Annotated in this window: 14 protein-coding genes and 1 riboswitch; of the genes, 7 read left to right on the forward strand and 7 right to left on the reverse strand. The window is 70.4% G+C overall.

Annotated features, from left to right (window positions below):
- Positions 1-164 precede the first annotated feature (164 nt).
- Positions 165-971: a class II aldolase/adducin family protein gene (locus tag ACFWYS_RS01560; RefSeq protein WP_384761980.1), complete on the forward strand. Its 807-nt coding sequence runs from the start codon at positions 165-167 to the stop codon at positions 969-971.
- Positions 972-996: 25 nt separating this feature from the next.
- Here ACFWYS_RS01560 and ACFWYS_RS01565 read toward each other — a convergent pair whose 3' ends face one another.
- Positions 997-1,881 (reverse strand): DUF4429 domain-containing protein, encoded by an 885-nt coding sequence (locus tag ACFWYS_RS01565; RefSeq protein WP_384761982.1) that lies wholly within the window; start codon positions 1,879-1,881, stop codon positions 997-999.
- Between the two features lie 287 nt (positions 1,882-2,168).
- Between ACFWYS_RS01565 and ACFWYS_RS01570 the strand changes: the two genes are divergently transcribed.
- On the forward strand, positions 2,169-3,449 hold the full coding sequence (locus ACFWYS_RS01570) for a hypothetical protein (RefSeq protein WP_384761984.1): 1,281 nt from the start codon (positions 2,169-2,171) through the stop codon (positions 3,447-3,449).
- A 269-nt stretch (positions 3,450-3,718) separates the two neighbouring features.
- Positions 3,719-4,243, forward strand: coding sequence for a DoxX family protein (locus ACFWYS_RS01575; RefSeq protein ID WP_384761986.1), 525 nt, complete (start codon positions 3,719-3,721; stop codon positions 4,241-4,243).
- A 5-nt stretch (positions 4,244-4,248) separates the two neighbouring features.
- On the opposite strand, the gene ACFWYS_RS01580 is transcribed toward ACFWYS_RS01575, so the two are convergent.
- Both ACFWYS_RS01580 and ACFWYS_RS01585 read right to left on the reverse strand, forming a co-directional pair.
- Positions 4,249-4,467: a hypothetical protein gene (locus tag ACFWYS_RS01580; protein WP_384761988.1), complete on the reverse strand. Its 219-nt coding sequence runs from the start codon at positions 4,465-4,467 to the stop codon at positions 4,249-4,251.
- A complete protein-coding gene (locus ACFWYS_RS01585) occupies positions 4,454-5,884 on the reverse strand; it encodes a PspC domain-containing protein (protein WP_384761990.1) in 1,431 nt (476 codons plus the stop codon). Before ACFWYS_RS01585 ends, ACFWYS_RS01580 begins: the two co-directional genes overlap by 14 nt.
- Positions 5,885-6,027: 143 nt before the next feature.
- Here ACFWYS_RS01585 and ACFWYS_RS01590 point away from each other — a divergent pair, with 143 nt between their 5' ends.
- Both ACFWYS_RS01590 and ACFWYS_RS01595 read left to right on the forward strand, forming a co-directional pair.
- Positions 6,028-7,353 carry a PspC domain-containing protein gene (locus ACFWYS_RS01590; protein WP_384761992.1) on the forward strand — a complete coding sequence of 442 codons (1,326 nt, stop codon included), beginning with the start codon at positions 6,028-6,030 and terminating at the stop codon, positions 7,351-7,353.
- Positions 7,350-8,069, forward strand: a complete 720-nt coding sequence (locus ACFWYS_RS01595; RefSeq protein ID WP_384761994.1) for a LuxR C-terminal-related transcriptional regulator — start codon at positions 7,350-7,352, stop codon at positions 8,067-8,069. The genes ACFWYS_RS01590 and ACFWYS_RS01595 overlap by 4 nt, the downstream gene beginning before the upstream one ends.
- Positions 8,070-8,102: 33 nt before the next feature.
- Here ACFWYS_RS01595 and ACFWYS_RS01600 read toward each other — a convergent pair whose 3' ends face one another.
- Positions 8,103-9,164 carry an NlpC/P60 family protein gene (locus ACFWYS_RS01600; RefSeq protein ID WP_384761996.1) on the reverse strand — a complete coding sequence of 354 codons (1,062 nt, stop codon included), beginning with the start codon at positions 9,162-9,164 and terminating at the stop codon, positions 8,103-8,105.
- Between the two features lie 561 nt (positions 9,165-9,725).
- On the opposite strand from ACFWYS_RS01600, the gene ACFWYS_RS01605 reads away from it, so the two are divergent.
- Positions 9,726-10,079 carry a hypothetical protein gene (locus ACFWYS_RS01605; RefSeq protein ID WP_384761998.1) on the forward strand — a complete coding sequence of 118 codons (354 nt, stop codon included), beginning with the start codon at positions 9,726-9,728 and terminating at the stop codon, positions 10,077-10,079.
- On the opposite strand, the gene ACFWYS_RS01610 is transcribed toward ACFWYS_RS01605, so the two are convergent.
- Positions 10,057-11,049, reverse strand: a complete 993-nt coding sequence (locus ACFWYS_RS01610; protein WP_384762000.1) for a tellurite resistance/C4-dicarboxylate transporter family protein — start codon at positions 11,047-11,049, stop codon at positions 10,057-10,059. The two genes, ACFWYS_RS01605 and ACFWYS_RS01610, sit on opposite strands and share 23 nt — an antisense overlap.
- A 209-nt stretch (positions 11,050-11,258) precedes the next feature.
- Positions 11,259-12,431: an NlpC/P60 family protein gene (locus ACFWYS_RS01615; RefSeq protein ID WP_384762002.1), complete on the reverse strand. Its 1,173-nt coding sequence runs from the start codon at positions 12,429-12,431 to the stop codon at positions 11,259-11,261.
- Between the two features lie 8 nt (positions 12,432-12,439).
- A riboswitch (cyclic di-AMP (ydaO/yuaA leader) is annotated at positions 12,440-12,605 on the reverse strand.
- 463 nt (positions 12,606-13,068) lie between these two features.
- On the opposite strand from ACFWYS_RS01615, the gene pcrA reads away from it, so the two are divergent.
- Entirely contained in the window at positions 13,069-15,552 is a 2,484-nt protein-coding gene (gene pcrA / locus ACFWYS_RS01620; protein WP_384762004.1) for a DNA helicase PcrA, read from the forward strand.
- A gap of 59 nt (positions 15,553-15,611) precedes the next feature.
- Here the strand turns inward: pcrA and ACFWYS_RS01625 are convergent, their stop codons facing one another.
- The gene (locus ACFWYS_RS01625; RefSeq protein WP_384762228.1) at positions 15,612-17,084 is read right to left on the reverse strand and encodes a M23 family metallopeptidase; all 1,473 of its coding nucleotides are present in this window, start codon (positions 17,082-17,084) and stop codon (positions 15,612-15,614) included.
- Positions 17,085-17,215 lie beyond the last annotated feature (131 nt).

Genomic DNA, 17,215 nt, shown 5'->3' on the forward strand with positions numbered 1-17,215 from the left:
GAGTGTCGCGCCGATACCCGACATCCGCTGTCCGGATTCCATCCGGCTTCCGGGTACGTCGGCCTCCGGGGGCGTGGGCGTCGGATCTTTACAGAACATGTCTGTTCTCCTGCGCTGACCGAGGGTAACTTCCGCCCCGTAAGCAACCCAGTGCTGGAGGACAGATGCACGGGACGCCCCTCGGGCCCACTCCGCCCGCACCGCTGCCGACCGACCGGTTGCAGTTCGCGATGCCGCCGATGCACGAGTCGGTCGAGGACGAGCGCCGGCACCGCAAGGAACGGCTCGCGGGCGCGTTGCGGATCTTCGGCCGGCTCGGGTTCGAGGACGGGGTCTCGGGGCACATCACCGCGCGCGACCCGGAGTTCAGCGACTGCTTCTGGGTCAACCCGTTCGGGATGCCGTTCAGGCACGTCACCGTCAGCGACCTGGTCCTCGCCAACTCCGAGGGGCAGGTGATCGACGGCCGCTACCACGTGAACCAGGCCGCCTTCACCGTGCACTCCCAGGTCCACGCCGCCCGCCCCGACGTCGTCGCGGTCGCCCACTGCCACTCGGTGCACGGCCGCGCCCTCGCGGCGCTGGGCGAGCTGCTCGACCCGATCACCCAGGAGAGCTGCGCCTTCTACGAGGATCACGCCCTGTACGACGCCTACTCGGGGGTCGCCGTCGACGCCGTGGAGGGCCGCCGGATCGCGAACGCCCTCGGCTCCCGCAAGGCCCTCGTCCTGCGCAACCACGGGCTGCTCACCGTCGGCGACTCGGTGGACGCGGCGGCCTGGTGGTTCCTGTCCATGGAACGGTCCAGCCAGGTACAGCTGACCGCCAAGGCGGCGGGACGTCCGGTGCTCATCGAACATCGGCAGGCGGTGGCGACATGGGAGCAGCTGGGTGGGGATCTGGTGGGCTGGATCAACTATCAGCCGTTGTGGCAGGACATCAGCCGGAGTGAGCCGGATCTGTTGAGCTGAAGCCGGCGGATCGGGAACGTCGTGTTCAGAAGCCTCGCAGGACGACCGCTTTCGTCATCGCGAACTCCTCGTCGGTGAGGACGCCGTCCCGGTGGAGTTCGCCCAACTCCCTCAGCCTGCGCAGGAGTACGTCGTGATGGTCGGCCGGGGGCGGGACGGATGCCGCCAGCCGTGGGCGGTCGGCGTGGTCGACGCCGGTGCGGGTGGACGGGTGCGGGAGGCGGGCGGTGACCGCGGTGGCGACCAGCGCGGTGAGCAGGTCGCGGCGGGCGCTGCCCCACAGGTCCAGGGCGTACGGGTCCTTCTCCGCCGGCAGTTTCGAGAACACCGTCTCCCGGGTCACGAAGCGCAGGAAACCGTCCTCGTAGCCGGAGTTGGGCAGCCACTCGACCTGGACGAGGTCGCCGACGTTGATGATGCGCGGGCCGGTCGCCCGTTTGACCCGGTCGGAGGTGTCGGACCAGTCGATCCGCACCTGGGTGCCGTCGAAGGAGACCATGCCGTCGGAGGAGCGGACGGAGACCGGGACCGGCGGGCCGGGCAGGAGGTACGCCTTGGTCGGCTCCGTGGGGATCTGGTCCAGGAGCAGCGCGTGACGGATCTCCTCGGCGACGTACTCGGCGACCCCGGCCCGGTCGACGTCCACCACCAGCCGGTACGGGTCCGCCGTGTCGGGCAGCCGGCCGCCGGTCGCCTGGAGCAGCGGGTCGGCGCCCTCCCGCAGCCGTATGCGCAGCCGGCCGCGCTTGCGTTCGGGTTCGAAGACGATGCTCGCGACGGCTTCGAGGGGCACGGCGATCTCTCCGTACGTCTGCCGGAACAGTGGCACGGAGCGGTGGAGTCCCGGCGTGATCCGGACCGTTGTGCCGTCGAAGGCCCAGGTCCCGTCGCGCTGGATGATCTCGGCCATAGGGAAATTCTCGCAGCCGGGTCAACACGGGGGGCCGCTCATCACCCGGGCCGACCGGGACCGGTCGGTGGGCGGCGGGACGTGTGCGGCACAATTCGCCTTCGTCGTAAGGGAGTTGTGGCGGCGGTGGTGGGTGGCCCGGGCGGTGTCCGAAATCCGTGGTGGCCGGTATCTGAGATACCGCTGCCGGTCGCGGGCTGGTGGGGTTATAAGGCCTTGAGGTCATAAGTCCTTGAGGTCATGAGGCCTTGAGGGTATTTCGGTCACTGGGAAGGCGGGCATCGGGCGTGGCGGTGCAGGAGGCTGGGCAGGGCAGCGCGATGGCGGGCGCGCACAGAGGCGGCTGCACCTGTGGGGACTGTCCGCACGGGGCGCGTGCGGGGCATCGGCGGGCCATCGCCGAATTCCTGCTGAAACGGGACGAATTCGCCGCGGGGCAGGGGCTGCCCGCGGCCGTCGCCCACTCGGCCTCGGCCTCCCGGCAGTGGGTCTCCGAGGCGTTGACGCAGTCGGCGGAGGTCGTCGCCGAGCGCGGGCGGGCCGAGGGCGCGGCCTGGCTGGCGCGGCTGTGGTGGCGTACGACGTGTGTGGTCTGGGCTCTGGTCGTGGCGCTGCTGCTGGTGCAGGCGTTCACGGCGATCGGGGCGGGGTGGACGGCGGCCCGTACGGCCGGGCTGCTGGCGGCGCTGGTGACGGCCGGTGCGCTGACCGCCGCGTCCTGGTTCCACCGGGCCAGGGGCGGCGCGGTGGCGCCGGTCATCGGCGAGGACAACCGGCTGTCCACCTCGCGGGCGGTGGCCGGGGCGTGGGTGCTGTTCGTCGCGTACGCGGTGCTGGTGCTGGTGGGACGGCTCGCGGCGGCGTCCGGGCACGCGGAGCGCGATGCGCTGATCGCCGGGCTTGAGCTCGGGCGGGCGGCCGGTGTGGTGACCGTGCTCGCCGTGGTGTGCGCGATCGCTGTGCTGGTGCGGCGGGTCGTCGGGGTGCGGGTGCTCGGGCAGCGGCTGCAGAAGGTGCGGGCGGATCGGCCTCGGGCGGCTGATCTGCTGACGGATGACTCGGGGCGGGGGACGTTCGCGGACATTCAGTACGTCGTGATCGGTGGGGTCGCGTTGCTGTTCGCGGCGGTGCGGTTGGGGCGGCGGCCGGATCAGTTGCCGGATCTGCCGTGGGGGTTGGCGGTGGTGGTGCTGGTTTCCGCGGCGACCTATGTGGCCGGGAAGTACGCGGAGGGGGGTCGGCCGGTGATTCTGTCCGTGGTGCGGGCGCGGGAGGCGGGGGATCTGGATGCGCCGATCCGTACCGGGGACGACATCGAGATCCGGGGGGCCGGGTTTGTGCCGCCCGGGGCGCAGGGGGCGGATCGGTTGTCGCGGATGGTGGTGCGGATCGGGGCGGTGCATGTGCATGTGCCGTTGGTGCCGGTGGCCGGGGGGTTCAGCAATCCGACGGACGCGGTGTTGAGGGTGCCTGTGCCGGCGGATGTGGAGCCGGGGCGGGTGGAGGTGCAGGTGGTTACTGCGGTGGGGGTGGAGACTAATCGGTATGCGATCGATGTGACCGAGTGACGGTTGCCTCCGGCGGGTGGGCCGGGATGCCTGCGGCGGCCTGTGTCCCTGAGTGGGGGTTCGCGTAGCGCCTTGGGTTTGGGGGTGCCCTTGCCGCCGTGGGCGGCTGCGGGCTCGTGGGACTCAGGCGACGCAGTCACCCCGGGGGGTTTCGGTCAGGGTGGGTGGGCCGGAAAATGTGGGGCGGGGCTGGATTGAGCGGGGCAGGCGATGCGTACGTATCGTCTTTGAGGGGTCACGGCACGGCGGGCGAGAGGCGGCTACGGGCGATGACTCACGGTATGCACACGGACTCCCCCTACCTCGACGGCGGCCGGGACTGGCGAGATACCGCCACCCGATACGCACTGCTTCCTCTCCGTGTCTTTCTCGGCGTCACGTTCATCTACGCCGGCCTGGACAAACTGACCGACAGCGCCTTCATGAAGGACTCCGGTTCGGGGTCGATCGGCGACATGATGCGTGCCGTGCGCGATTCGTCGGCCATCCCGGCGATGGTCGACATGGCTCTGAACAACCCGGTCGCGTTCGGCTATGCCATCGCCTTCGGTGAACTGGCCGTCGGTATCGGCACCCTCATCGGGCTCTTCGCCCGTCTGGCGGCGCTCGGCGGTGCGCTCATCTCGTTGAGTCTGTGGCTGACGGTGAGCTGGGCCTCCGATCCCTACTACTACGGCAATGACCTGGCCTACCTGATGGCCTGGCTGCCCCTGGTGCTCGCCGGTGCCTCCATGCTCTCCGTGGACTCCGCGCTTCGGGCGCGGCGGCGGCAGCGGGTGGGGGGCTATCGATAGCCCCTTCAGCTCCGGTTGGTGGGTGCTGAGCGGTGGCGTTTGCGTATGCCGTGGGTTATCGCTGCCGTCGTGCCTGCCAGGAACAGGCCGACCACGAGCAGGGGGATGACCGTGAACCACGGTGTCTCCCAGGCGTCGCCCGCGTCACCGGCGTAGATGATGCCCGTGAGGGTCAGGAAGGTGCCGGCTATCAGTCTGCCGGGCTGGAACTCATGACGTAGCACGGCTCACCTCCGCCTGTCCGACGCCCACGCTGAGGTCGAGGTCCAGCGTGCCCGTGCTCTGGGTACCCGTGGTCGGTTTCAGGGTCAGCTCCTTGTGTTTGCCCGGTGCCACGTCCACGTCCTGCTCGTCGTCGCCCGGCAACTGGATGTCGCCCACCCCCACGTCGATGCTCGCCTTCACGGTCACGTCCTTGGGGACGATCACCTTCAGCCGGCCCACTCCCACGTCCGCTCTCGTGGTCACCGTCCGGCCCTCGGTGAACTTCACCCCGGTCAGGTCCAGGGTGCCGACGCCGGTGCCCAGGTCGTAGTGCTGTTGTACGTCGGCTGCCGTCGCCGGGCGCCAGTCCTTCTCGATCCAGTGGGTGCTGATGTCCTTGGGCAGTGCCGCCGAGGCGGCCAGCAGGCCCGCGGTGATGATCGCCAGGAAGACGGAGCCCGCTCCCGTGCGGCCCAGGAACGCGCTGATCGCTATGCCCAGGCCGAGGACGAGCAGTGCGCAGGACAGGCCCATCTGCAGGCTGGTGCCCAGGGCGTGGTCCTCCCAGGTCGCGCCGGTGCCGAGGGCGCCCGCCAGCAGGGCCAGCAGGAAGACCCAGCCGCCGATCCACCGGGGGCCGCGTTGCTTCGGCTGCTGGGGGCGGCGGGCCCGTATGTCCTGGCGGCTGGTCCAGCTTGTACCGAGGCCGATGTTGACCGCTGCCGCGATGTCGCGTTCCTGGGAGTCGCGGGGGCCCCACAGATAACCCGTGCCGCCCTCGTGGGTGCCGTCCTTGACGATGGGGTCGCGCCACCAGGAGTAGGCGGCGGGGACCGGTGGTGCCTGGGCCTCCGGCGGGGCGTCGGCGACGGCCTGGGCGGCCAGCGGGTCGGGGTCGGGGGTGCTGCGGTGCCGTGACCAGTAGCCGGCGCCTGCGAGGAGGAGGGAGAGGACGACGGCGAAGGCCAGCACGCCGCCGTTGCCCAGCAGGGTCAGGAACACGCCGCAGCCGACCAGGGCGAACAGCACCGCGGTCAGTGCGTGGCCGTCCACGCGGCCGGTCAGCAGTTTGCGCACCTCGTTCTGCTCCTCGTCGTCGTACGGGACGAAGAGCCAGGCGAAGCCGTAGAAGATGAGGCCTATGCCGCCGGTCGCGGAGAGCACGGCGAGGGTGATCCGGAAGATCACCGGGTCCATGTCGCACTGCCGTCCGAGCCCGGCGCACACGCCGGCCAGCATCTTGTGCCGCCGGTCGCGCCGGAACTTGTGCGGGGGGTCGAGTACGCCCGCTTCCGCGGACCCGTCTGTCTCCGCGCCCGCGGGTGCGCGCGGTTCCTCACCCGCGGCGCTCGCGGGTGCCGGGCCGGACGGGGTGCCCGCGGTGGGCACGGCGTCCGGCCCGGGCACGGAGTCCGCGGCGTGCTGGTGATCAGTCATGTGTCCATGGTGACGGGCGGACCGCCTCGGCGGGAGTCGGAATGACCCTGGTCGGACCCTGATATCGGCCCTGAGCCGGGGACGGGGGAAGCGTTCGAGGCGGTGGGCCTCGAAGATCAGGGGAGTCTCGGGGGTCGACCCTGATGCCCTGGTCGTCCGGGCGTGTGAACATCGATGGCATGCCGGAAGCCGCAGCAGCGCCACTCGCCGAACCGCGGCCGCCGCGCAAGCTCTACCGCAGCAGCGACGGACGCTGGCTCGGGGGCGTGGCGCGGGGGCTCGCCGGGCATCTCGGGCTGCCCGTCATCTGGGTGCGGCTCGTCTTCGTGGGCCTGTTCATGGCGGACGGCCTCGGGGCGCTGCTGTATGCCGCGTTCTGGTTCTTCGTGCCGCTCGGCGTCGGCGGGGTCGACGCACAGCGGCCGTCTCCTTTCGCCACCGAGACCGCGTCCGACGGCCGCCGCAGACTCGTCGCCCGCAAGCCGGACAGGGGGCAGATCGTCGCGCTGCTCCTCATGGTCGTCGTGGCGATGGTCTTCGTCGGCAGCGTGGACCTGGGCAACGGCGCCAAGGCCTACCTCCTGCCCGCCGTGCTCGTCGGCGCGGGCGTCGCCCTGGTCTGGCGCCAGGCGGACAACGCCCGCCGGGCCCGCTGGATGGAGGCCGGGCGGCGTCGGCGCACCCTTACTCTGCTGCGTGCCGCGGGCGGCGTCGTGCTCGTCACGGCCGGCGTCTCCGGCATCTTCGTCCTGCAGGGCTCCGCCGCCCACCTCGGCTCCGTCCTGCAGGCGGCCCTGGCGGTCCTCGTCGGCATAACGCTCCTCGCGGGCCCGTATCTGGTCCGGATGACCCAGGACCTCTCCGAGGAGCGCCTGATGCGCATCCGTGCCCAGGAGCGCGCCGAAGTCGCCGCACATGTCCATGACTCGGTGCTGCACACCCTGACCCTGATCCAGCGCAACGCGGAGAACGCGAACGAGGTCCGTCGCCTCGCCCGCGCCCAGGAGCGCGACCTGCGCACCTGGCTCTACAAACCCGAGGGCACCGGCAAGGACGAGGCCGACGAACCCGCCAACCTCGCCGACGCGGTCCGGCGCAACGCCGCCGAGATCGAGGACAAACACGGCGTCCCCATAGAGGTCGTGGTCGTCGGCGACTGCCCGCTCGACGAAAGAATCGGCGCGCAGATGCAGGCCGCGCGCGAGGCGATGGTGAACGCCGCGAAGTACGGTGGCGAGGGCGGCGCCGTGCAGGTCTACGCCGAGGTGGAGGGGAAGACCGTCTTCGTCTCCGTCCGGGACCGCGGTCCGGGCTTCGACCTGGATTCGATACCCGCCGACCGCATGGGCGTCAGAGAATCGATCATCGGCCGCATGGAGCGCAACGGCGGTACGGCCCGGCTGCGGGCGGTACCCGACGGCGGCACGGAGGTCGAGCTGGAGATGGAGAGGGCGGAGAAGACGTCATGAGCGACCCGACCGAGGCCAACGAGCCTGTGGAGTCGACCGGCGGGAGCACGGCCGAGCGACGTGTGCGCGTGGTCCTCGTCGACGACCACCGCATGTTCCGTACGGGAGTCCAGGCCGAGATCGGCCGGACCGAGCAGACCGGCGTCGAGGTCGTCGGCGAGGCAGCGGACGTCGACCAGGCGGTCACGGTCATCACCGCGACCCGGCCCGAGGTCGTCCTCCTCGACGTGCACCTCCCGGGTGGCGGCGGGGTCGAAGTCCTGCGCCGCTGCGCCCCGTTGATGGCGGACACCGAGCAGCCCGTCCGTTTCCTCGCGCTGTCCGTCTCGGACGCGGCGGAGGATGTGATCGGCGTGATCCGGGGCGGTGCGCGCGGCTATGTGACCAAGACGATCACCGGGACCGATCTGGTCGACTCCGTCTTCCGGGTCCAGGAGGGCGACGCGGTGTTCTCGCCGCGCCTCGCCGGGTTCGTCCTGGACGCGTTCGCGTCGACGGACGCGCCGCCCGTGGACGAGGACCTGGACCGGCTCACCCAGCGCGAGCGGGAGGTGCTGCGGCTGATCGCCCGGGGGTACGCGTACAAGGAGATCGCCAAGCAGCTCTTCATCTCCGTGAAGACGGTCGAGTCGCATGTCTCGGCGGTGCTGAGGAAGCTCCAGTTGTCGAATCGGCATGAGCTGACGCGGTGGGCGACGGCACGGCGTCTGGTCTGAGCCCTGGCCGGGGTCCCGGCCCGCCCTGATGGGTCACACCACCCGCGTGGCCCCCGCGAACGGCATCTCGTCGAGCGGGGCCACTCGGACCGGGGCCGAGGGGTTCGGGGCGTGGATCATCTGGCCGTTGCCGATGTAGAGGCCCACGTGGCTGATGCTGGAGTAGAAGAACACCAGGTCGCCCGGGAGCAGTTCGGAGCGGGAGATGCGGCGGCCCGCGTCGATCTGGGCGTACGTCGTGCGGGGGAGGGAGAGGCCTGCCGAGCGGTAGGCGGCCTGGGTGAGGCCCGAGCAGTCGAAGGCGTCCGGGCCGGTCGCGCCCCAGACGTAGGGGCTGCCCAGCTTGGAGTAGGCGTACGAAATGGCCGACGCCGCGCGGGAGTTGGGGGCCTGGGCGGGTGCGGAACCGGGGGTCGTCAGGGCGTCGCGGCTGCCTGTCGAGGAGCGTGCGGCGCGGTCCGCGCTCTCCTGGAGCCGGGCGCGTTCCTCGGCGGTCATCCGGGCGAGCAGGCTCCGGGCCGAGTCCAGCTTGCCGGTGATCGTGGTCTTGTGCCGCCGCAGCTCGGCCTGGCGGGACTTCAGCGAGGTCAGTTCGATGCGTGCGGCGCCGCGCAGTTGCTCGATCTCCCGTAGCTGTCGGCGGACGCCGGCGACGGACGTCGCCTGCCGGTTGCCGGCGCGTTCGGCGAACTCCGCGCCGTCGAGATAGCGGTCGGGGTCGTCCGAGAGGGCGAGTTGGACGGCCGGGTCGATCCCGCCGTCGCGATACTGTGCCGCGGCCATCGAACCCAGCGCCTCCCGTGCCGAGTTGAGCTTCTCCGTCCTGCGCGCGGCCTCGTCCTGCAGCGTCCTGATCCGCCGCTCGGTCGAGTCCGCCTGCTCCTTCGCGCCGTTGTACTTCTCGGTGGCGACCTCCGCCTCCTGGTACAGCCGGTCCACCTTCGCCTTGACCTGCGCCGGGGTGAGTTGAGGCTCGGCGTGACCGGTACCGTCGAAGCCGGTCGCGCTCGCCGCGCCCGCCAGGGCGATCGTCCATGCCGTGCGGGCCGTGTTGCCGCCGAGCGAGCGCTGACGGGGCTTTCGGTGCGCTGCCACCTGGACTGCACGTCCTTTCGTACGACCGCCTGGTCCCGCTGCGTCCGCCGGGGCGGGGGGGCGTTTGACCGCCCCGGGAGAGCGGCGGCCGTAGGAACGCCTGGGGGGAGCGGACGTACGGCCGCCCCGGGGCGGGTTACGCGTCCGGCGGCGGCCCACACAGGGGGAGCGGGCCGCCGCCGGACCTTTCTCGGCGGTGGTGTCCGACTGCCGCCCCTGGCCCGGGCGGCGGTGGGGAGCCGGTCACCTGGTGGAGGACGCTAAACCTCAATGTGTCGGGTCGGTAACGCGTTGTGCGGAAGTGCCGGGAGCGGACCGCGAGATGACCGTAAGTGAGCGTGATCCCGGAATGGGGGCGTCGTGTTCACGCGGGGTGATGACCGATGTGGCGGTTTCCGGGTTCGTGGGCGTGGCGGGGTGCTATGGGGCGCATATATGCAAGATCGGGAAGTGGGTGCGGGGAACGGGTTCGGGGAGTGGGCTCGGGGAGCGGGTTCGGGGGCGGGCGGAGGGTGGGGCTGGTGTCGGGGGTGCGGTTGGTGCTGGTTAGGCTCCCGGTCCATGGACGTACTCATCCATCTCTTCGTCGGCCTGCACATCATCGGCATCGCCGCGCTGCTCGGCGGGTTCTTCACCCAGATGAAGGCGATGGGCCAGGGCACCGCCCGGTTCGTCCCCGCGATGCTGCACGGGGCCCTGACCATGCTGGTCACCGGCGTGGTCCTGGTCGGGCTCAACCAGGCGGACGATCAGTCCGTCAACAACATCAAGATCGGTGTGAAGCTGGCGCTACTGGTCGTGATCCTCGGGCTCGTCTATGTGAAGCGGGACGAGGAGACGGTGGACAAGCGGCTGTTCGGGCTTGTGGGGCTGCTGACGACGGTGAACATCTTCATCGCCGTTCTGTGGACGTGACCTCGGTGTAGGTCGTCCGTACCGCGCCCATGGCGACCGCCAGCCATGCCGCCACCGCGATCCAGAGCAGTACTTCGCCCGGAGTCCTGAGCCACGGGACGTCCAGGGCGGTGGAGACGGAGAGTGTCGCCGCCGCCGTCATCCCCATCGGGAAGGCCGTTGCCCAGCGGCATACGTCGTAGTGCAGCCGTGGCCATCCGATCTCGGCGACGGCCATGACGGTGTACCAGGCCAGGTCGAGTACCAGCAGGGCCGCGGTCACCGCGTGCAGGACGCCGTTGTCGTCGTCGTTCCAGAGGTACTGGCCGGGAACGTCGGCGGCGATGAGTTTCGAGCCGGCGAGCGCGGAGATGGCGAGGGCACCGCCGGCCACCCAGTGGTCGCCGGAGCCCTGGGTCACCTGGCGTAGGTCGAAGCGGGTCAGGGCGATGACGTAGAGGACCAGGCCCAGCCAGAAGAGCATGAGTGCGGCGTGTGCGAGCCATGCCGTGGACTCGGTCGCGGCGAGTGTGGCGGCGAGGACGGCCAGGCCCTGGGTGGCCACGCAGCCGAGGAACACCGTGCCGGGCATGCGGCGGTGCCAGTGGCGTACCACGGCGATGAGCAGGCCCGGCCAGAGCACGGCTGCGAGGGCCAGCAGGGCCTGGGCGAGGTGTTGTCGGCCGAGGGTGCTGAAGCGGGTGCCGAGGACGGTCGTCGCGGCGACGGCGGTCAGGGCGGCCGGGGTGGCTGATTCCCTCAGCCATCTGGAGCGGTCCCAGAGGAGGCGTGCGACGAAGTCGCCGGCCAGCGCCAGCCAGGCTGCGCAGGCCAGGGCGAGGGCGATCCGGGACAGGGTTTCGTGGTTCGTCTGGTGCAGGGCCACCGACAGGATGCCCGTCGCCATGACGGCGGCGCCGGCCGTGGGGGGACGTTGCGACCACCAGGTGCGGAGGGGGGAGGTGGGGGTGGTCGTGGTGCTGGCGGGCATGGGGCCGATGCTAGGGAGCGGGGTGGGGGTTGGCGGTGGGGCGCGCCGGTTGCCTCCGGCGGTTGGGCCGGGGATGCCTGCGGCGGCCTGTGTCCCTGAGTGGGGGTTCGCGTGGCGCCTGCGGTGTGTGGGTGGGGCGGGGCCGCGGGGGTGTGTTCACGGGCACGCGCGCGTGGGGGATTTGTGGGCCACGCGCGCGTGTGTGTGCCTTAGGCGGGGCGGAGGACGCTGTGGATTGCGGACTCTCCGTCGTAGTAGATCGATTCCTCGCGGACGTAGGCGCCGGGCTTCGGGGCGTGGATCATCATGCCGTTGCCTATGTAGAGGCCCACGTGGGTGATGTCGTCGTAGAAGAAGACGAGGTCGCCGGGCTTGGCGTTGGCCAGGGAGACCGTGGTGCCGGCGTTGACCTGGTCGTAGGTGACGCGGGGGATGTCGACGCCGGCGGCCTTCCAGGCGGCCTGGGTGAGGCCGGAGCAGTCGTAGGAGTCGGGGCCGGTGGCGCCCCAGACGTACGGCTTGCCTATCTGGGAGCGGGCGAAGGCCAGGGCCTTCTCGGCCTTGGTGGCGTACGAGGAGTCCGAGGAGGAGGGGGCCGAGGTGCCCGAGTCGGCCGGCGGCTGGGTGGTCTCCTGCTGCTGGGCGGCCTCCTGGCGCTTGCGCTCGGCCTCTGCCTCCGCCTGCTGGCGGGCCAGTTCCGCCGCCTTGCGGGCGGCCGCCTCCTGCTTGCGCTTCTCGATCGCGGCGAGGCGTGCCTTCTCCTCCGCGGTCAGCTTGGAGAGGAGTTCGCGGGCGTCGGACAGCTTCGTCTGGACCGTGGACTTGGCCGTCTGCAGGTCGGTCTGCGACTCGGTGAGCGTTTCGAGGCTCTGGGTGGCCTCCCGGCGCTTCTTCATCGTCGCGGACTGCTGCGTGAAGTAGTCGTCGACCGCCTCCTTCTGACGGCCGGTCATACGGTCCATCAGCTGGGTCTGGTCGAAGTAGTCCTGCGGGGTCTCCGACAGGAGGAAGGTCGCCGTGTCGGGGGCCGCGGCGCCGGTGCGGTACTGGGCGGCGGCGGACCGGCCGAGTTCCTCGCGGGCCTCGTTGAGCTCCTGGGTGCGCTTGGCGACGTCGTCGAGGAGGGTGTCGACGCGCTTGCGCTGCTTCGCGGTCTTCTCCTTGGCCGCGTTGTACTTCTCGGTTGCCGTCTCCGCCTGGCGGTAGAGGTCGTCGACTTTCTTCTCGACCTCTTCGAGGCTGGGCTTGTCGTCGGTGGACGGGCTCGCGTTGGCCGTCTGGGACAGCAGGGCCACGGACGTGAGGGCCGCCGTGGCGAGGGCGGGGGTCCGTATGCCTGCTACGCGCGGCCCAGCGGGACGCGACTTGCGGTGCGACGCCAAGGGAGGCGACTCCTTCCGTGCTCCGCCTACCGAGTTAGCTGTCGGGTTCGGGCGGGTGGATCGGAAGGGTTGCCCTACGGCCGGTCCCCTGGCGGGTCCGGGCCGATTCACCCCAAGTTCGGTGGGTCCCCGGCTCCGGCTGCGGTGGCGTACCGGACTCGGCGGAGGCCGCGCGGCCCGGCGTCGTTCGCCGGTGGAGGTCGTGCGGCCTGTCCGGCACGGTAGCCAACTCGTGTGGTGCCTGTGAAGGTTGATGTTCGATATGCCCGATACATTTTCGTGACCTTGAGTCAGGGAGCTGTGGGCGGTCGTCCATTCGTGGGTTCCTGTGGGGGCTTGGTGGGGTGGGGGTGTTTTGGGTTGGATGGGGTTTCTGTTCGGCTTAGGGCGGAGTGCGGTCGGGGCGGAGCGGGTGATCTTCGAGGGATCTTCGGGGGTCTTTTTTCGGGCTGTGGAGGGGTGGGGTTCTCGGCCGGTGGTTTGGGTTTGGGTGGCCGTTGCGGACTGTGACCAGGTGGTTCTGTAGGGCGAGGGGGTTGCCGGGTGGGCGGGAGTGGAAGATCGTCGCGGTTTGGAACGGGCGATGTTCTCGGGGTGGCCGCGGGCTGTCAGTGGGGCGCCCTAGACTCGGAGAGCGATGAGCAGCCTCTTTGACGACAGCTTCCTGGCGGACCTCCAAGCCCCCCGCGGCCATGAGGAGGGGCCCCCGCCGCCCGAGGACGATCACGCTCCGGAGTCGGTTCCGGACGATCTGTTCGGCGGGAAGTTCGACGTGCCACCGGACCGGGACGGCCACTACCGCGACGGTGCCCCGCGGCCGGTCATCGACGCCGCCGCGCTGCTGGAAGGGCTGAACGACAACCAGCGTGCCGCCGTCGTGCACTCCGGCACCCCGCTGCTCATCGTGGCCGGCGCCGGATCCGGCAAGACCCGTGTGCTCACCCATCGCATCGCCCATCTGCTCGCCGAGCGGAATGTGCATCCGGGGCAGATCCTCGCGATCACCTTCACCAACAAGGCCGCGGGCGAGATGAAGGAGCGCGTCGAGCAGCTCGTCGGCCCGCGCGCGAACGCGATGTGGGTGATGACCTTCCACAGCGCCTGCGTGCGCATCCTGCGCAGGGAGAGCAAGAAGCTCGGGTTCACCTCGTCGTTCTCGATCTATGACGCCGCCGACAGCAAGCGGCTGATGGCGCTCGTCTGCCGTGATCTGGATCTCGATCCCAAGCGGTTTCCGCCCAAGTCCTTCAGCGCCAAGATCAGCAATCTGAAGAACGAGCTGATCGACGAGGAGGACTTCGCCGCCCAGGCCACGGACGGCTTCGAGAAGACCCTCGCCCAGGCGTATGCCATGTACCAGTCACGGTTGCGGGAGGCCAACGCCCTCGACTTCGACGACCTGATCATGACGACGGTCAATCTGCTGCGTGCCTTCCCGGACGTCGCCGAGCACTACCGCCGGCGGTTCCGCCATGTGCTGGTGGACGAGTACCAGGACACCAACCACGCGCAGTACGCGCTGGTGCGCGAGCTCGTGGGGACCAGCGAGCATCCCGTCGACGTGCCGCCCAGCGACTACGACGTCCCGCCCGCCGAGCTGTGCGTGGTGGGTGACGCGGACCAGTCGATCTACGCCTTCCGGGGCGCCACCATCCGCAACATCCTCCAGTTCGAGGAGGACTACCCGGAGGCGACGACGATCCTGCTGGAGCAGAACTACCGCTCCACGCAGACGATCCTGACCGCCGCCAACGCGGTCATCGAGCGCAATGAGTCCCGCCGGCCGAAGAACCTGTGGACCAACGCGGGCGCGGGCGCGCGCATCACCGGCTATGTCGCGGACACGGAGCACGACGAGGCGCAGTTCGTCGCCGACGAGATAGACCGCCTGACGGACGCGGGGGACGCGAAGGCCGGCGACGTCGCCGTCTTCTACCGGACGAACGCCCAGTCCCGTGTCTTCGAGGAAGTCTTCATCCGCGTCGGGCTGCCCTACAAGGTCGTCGGCGGGGTCCGCTTCTACGAGCGCAAGGAGGTCCGCGATGTGCTGGCCTACCTGCGGGTGCTGGCCAACCCCGAGGACTCCGTGCCGCTGCGGCGCATCCTGAACGTGCCCAAGCGCGGCATCGGTGAGCGCGCCGAGGCGATGATCGACGCCCTGTCGCAGCGGGAGAAGATCAGCTTCCCGCAGGCGCTGAAGCGCGTCGACGAGGCGTACGGCATGGCCGCGCGGTCCACCAACGCCGTCAAGCGGTTCAACACGCTGATGGAGGAGCTCCGTACGATCGTCGAGTCGGGGGCCGGACCCGCGACCGTGCTGGAGGCCGTGCTCGAACGGACCGGCTATCTCGCCGAGTTGCAGGCCTCCACCGACCCCCAGGACGAGACCCGTATCGAGAACCTTCAGGAACTCGCGGCCGTGGCCCTGGAGTTCGAGCAGGAGTCGGGCGAGGGCGAGGCCCCCGGCGGGCTCTCGGACTTCCTGGAGCGGGTCGCGCTGGTCGCCGACTCCGACCAGATCCCGGACGAGGAGGAGGACGGCTCCGGCGTCATCACCCTGATGACCCTGCACACCGCCAAGGGCCTGGAGTTCCCGGTCGTCTTCCTCACCGGCATGGAGGACGGCGTCTTCCCGCACATGCGGGCGCTCGGCCAGACCAAGGAGCTGGAGGAGGAGCGGCGGCTCGCGTACGTCGGCATCACGCGCGCGCGTGAGCGGCTGTATCTGACGCGCTCGTCGATGCGCAGCGCGTGGGGGCAGCCGTCGTACAACCCGCCGTCCCGTTTCCTGGAGGAGATCCCGGCGGCGCATGTGGACTGGAAGCGGACGGGGGCGACCGCGCCGGTCTCCGCCGGGCCCGTGTCCGGGGTCGCCGCCTCGCTGTCCTCGTCCCGCTCGCGCTCCTCCGCGTCGGGCGCGTCCGGCTTCGCCACGCGCCGCACCTCGGAGAAGCCGGTCGTCCAGCTGGCCGTCGGCGACCGTGTCACGCACGACCAGTTCGGGCTCGGCACGGTGACCGGGGTGAAGGGCACGGGCGCGAACGCCGAGGCGACGATCGACTTCGGGGACGTCAAGCCGAAGCGGTTGCTGCTGCGGTACGCGCCGGTGGAGAAGCTCTAGCTGCCGAATGCGGTGAACCCCCGCTGGAAGGGCGGGGGTTCAGCGGGAGTTGCGCCGTCTTACGACGGGTCGAGGCCGTGGCTGCGCAGCCACGAGAGCGGGTCTATCGCGTCGCCGCCGCCCGGCCGGACCTCGAAGTGCAGGTGCGGGCCGGTGGAGTTGCCGGAGTTGCCGGAGTACGCGATGGGGTCGCCGGCCTTCACCGTCGTACCGGAGGCGACGCGGTAGCTGGAGAGGTGGCAGTACCACGTCTCCGTGCCGTCCTTCGCGGTCACGATCATCATGTTGCCGTAGGCGCTGTTCCACTGCGTGCGGACGGTGCCGTCGGTCGCGGACATCACCGTCGTGCCGTACGAGACGGGGAAGTCGATGCCGGTGTGCACGGACATCCAGTTGATGCCGGACTGGCCGAAATAGGCGCTGAGGCCGTGGTTGAGGACCGGAATGGCGAACTTCGGGCGAAGCCGCTCCTTGCGGGCCGCCTCCTCGGCGGCCTTCTTCTTCTCGGCCACCCGCTGGGCCTTGAGGTCGATGCGCTCCTGGGTACGGCTGGCCCGGTCGGCGAAGTCGTCGGCGCCGGCGGAGAGGCTCTCAAGCTGGGTGTCCAGCTTGTTGTTCGCCGTGGACGGCTTGACGGCGGTCGCGTCGGACGCGGTTGTCGCCGTCTCCTTGTCGCCGGTCAGGTTGCCGACCGAAGCGGCGGCGATACCCGCGACGCCCATCACACACGCCGAGGGCACGGCGACCGTCAGCAGCGCGGAACGCTTGGGGGGCGTACGGCGGCGGGAGCGGGACCCGCTGCGGGAGGCGGCGCGGGGGGAGGGAGCCGGGGCGGCCTCCTCCTGGTCGTCGAGAAGCGGGGCGGCGTCGGCGAGTTCGCCGGTGGCGGCCGGCTCGGCGGCGTGCTGGGACGGATCTTCGTAGCCGGTGAGGTCGATGTGCTCGACCTGCTCGAAGTGCCCGGTCGCCTGCTGGTCGAAGGATTCTGCTGACTGCTCGTACCCGTCGGCCGCGTGCGTGTGGGTGGTGCCGCCGTCGGAGTTCCACTGGGTGGCGTCGTACGTCCCGGTCTCGAAGGTCTGCGTGCCCCATTCCCACTGCTGGGTCTGGTCGGCCGGGGCGGCGGACTGGTCGGGCTGCAGCCACGCGTTCGCGTCCCACTGGCCGGAGACGTCGTGGCCGGTGGCCTGCTGCGGGACGAAGGGGAGCTGCTGGTGGCCGGTCGCCCAGGCGGTGTTGTCGTACGCGCCGGTGTCGTAGGCGGCGTGGTGCTGGGCGGCGTAGGCGTCGTAGTTCAGCGTCTGCTGGCTGCCCGTGGACCACTGCGTGGCGTCGTACGCGCCTGTGCTCTCACCGGGGAGGCTGCCGAACAGGGGGTCCGCGTCGAAGGTCGCGGTGGCGTGGCCGGCGGTGGCGAATCCGGTGGCGTCGTACGTGGCGTACGTGGTGGCGTCACCGTAGTGGGCTTCCTGGGCGCCGTACGACGCGTAATGCCCCGAGGCGGCATCGGAAGCCGAAGCCGGGGAGGTCATGGTCCCCGACGGGTGACGATCGTTCACCAACTTCTCTCTCGCCTCGACAACAGGGGCTGCCAGAGCAGTGCGGCGACTGTACCCGGCGGTATGCGGGCACGACAATCTTCGGCAGGTTTCGCGCGCGCAGG

The organism is Streptomyces sp. NPDC059010 (assembly GCF_042740355.1).
Taxonomy (GTDB): domain Bacteria; phylum Actinomycetota; class Actinomycetes; order Streptomycetales; family Streptomycetaceae; genus Streptomyces.